Genomic DNA, 1761 nt, shown 5'->3' with positions numbered 1-1761 from the left:
GGCCCGGGGGAGCTGCCCCCGGGCCGGGGCCGAACGGTCGGTCGTGCGCTCCTCGCGCGGTGGCCGCGGAGCGGGCTGTGGAAGAGCGGGGTCTCCACAACCCCCCGGGTCAGAGGCCCTGGACGTTGAGCAGCAGGTTGACCGTGCCCGCGGGAACGCCGCTGAGCTTGTCCACGCCGGCGTTGGAGACGAGCCAGTCCTGGATGGTGGCCTGGTCGTCGTCGCCGTTCACGCTCTTGTACAGGGCGGCGGCCCCGGCCACGTGCGGGCTGGCCATCGAGGTGCCGTCATAGGAGTCGGTTCCGCCGCCGGGGACGGTCGACTCCACGTCCACGCCGGGGGCGTAGATGTCGACGGACGGGCCGTGGTTGGAGAAGACGGCCGCGGCGTCGGTCGCGTCGGAGGCGCCGACCGTGGTCACGCCCTCGGCGCCGCCCGGAGAGGTGTTGCCCGCGTCCTGGCCCTCGTTGCCCGCCGCGACCGCGACGAACACGCCGGACTCGGCCAGGCCGTTGACGGCCTCGTCCAGGGTCGGGGAGGACGGGCCGCCCAGGGACAGGTTGGCCACGGCGTTGGATCCGGCGTTGGCGGCCACCCAGTCGATACCGGCGATGACGTCGTCGTAGGAGCCCGAGCCGTTGTCGTCGAGCACCTTGACGCCGAAGAGGTCGGCGGCGGGGGCGACGCCGTACGTGGCGGAGCCGATGGTGCCCGCGACGTGGGTCCCGTGGCCGTTGCCGTCGGAGCCGTCGCCGCCGTAGGCGTCGAAGGCGGAGGAGGCGCGACCGCCGAAGTCGGGGTGCGAGGCGTCGATGCCGCTGTCGATGATGTAGGCGGAGACGCCGGCCCCGTCGCCGGTGGTGCCGTAGGAGCCGTCCAGGGGGAGGTCCTCCTGGTCGATGCGGTCCTGGCCCCACGTGACGGTGGTGTGCGCGACGCCGACCTCCTCGACGTAGGCGACGCCCGACTGCCCGCGCAGTTCGCGCACCTCCGCCGCGCTCAGGCTGGCCGAGTAGCCGTTGACGACCTCGTCGTAGGTGTGGTTGACCTGGTCGGAGGAGATGCCGAGGGACGAGGGGGTGACGGAGGCGGCGCTGAGCGTGTCCTCCAGGACGACGAAGTAGTCGCCGGTGGCCGAGGCGCCGACGGTGTGGAGGGGGGCGAGCTCGTCGGCGCCGGCCGAGACGGCGCCCGACAGGGCCAGGGGGACGGAGAGGGCGCCGGCCGCGGCGAGGCCGAGCACCGTTCTCCTCGTGGTGTGCCTGTGCACTCGTATTCTCCTTTTGCGGGGGACGGTAATGGGAGGCGCACAGCGGTTAATAACCCAGAGTAGTCAAGCGATTCCAGGTTCGCTGCGCTTTGCCACCATAACCAGACTTCGTCCTTCGCTCCAGGGCCCGAGGGCAACTTTTTTTGCGTCCAAGTACCTCGGATCAGCCTTCGGGGTCCGTGGTCGCGCAGCGAACGAGGGCTTCGGTGCAGTGGCGAGGAGCCCGAAAAACACTCGCCTGTAGTGGTCAAACGTTTTTCGGACAGACCTTTCGGTTCCCCCCGGAGCCCTTACGGAGAAACATGGCGTTGACCGAAGGAAACCATTCCGCAAGAATCTGAGAACCGAAACAGGTTTCTCGGGTAAGACGGACGGGGGCATGGGCGGCGCACCTGGCGGCGCCCTTTCCGGTGCGTCCGGACCGCCGGGCCCGCTCCCCGCAGTGCCTCCCTGCCCGGTGGCGGAACACGGGGAAGGGGGCCGCCCGAGGG

Annotated in this window: 1 protein-coding gene; it reads right to left on the bottom strand. The window is 70.6% G+C overall.

Translation table 11 applies throughout. The annotated features are described in order from the left end of the window. Positions 1–109 precede the first annotated feature (109 nt). Positions 110–1270 (bottom strand): S8 family peptidase, encoded by a 1161-nt coding sequence (locus DQW06_RS19705; RefSeq protein WP_041552877.1) that lies wholly within the window; start codon positions 1268–1270, stop codon positions 110–112. Positions 1271–1761 lie beyond the last annotated feature (491 nt).

Origin of the sequence: Nocardiopsis sp. TNDT3, assembly GCF_003427465.1 — a bacterium.
GTDB classification, from domain to species: Bacteria; Actinomycetota; Actinomycetes; order Streptosporangiales; family Streptosporangiaceae; genus Nocardiopsis; species Nocardiopsis dassonvillei.
Note: the sequence above shows the minus strand (reverse complement) of the source record. Positions and strands in the feature narration are given on the sequence as shown.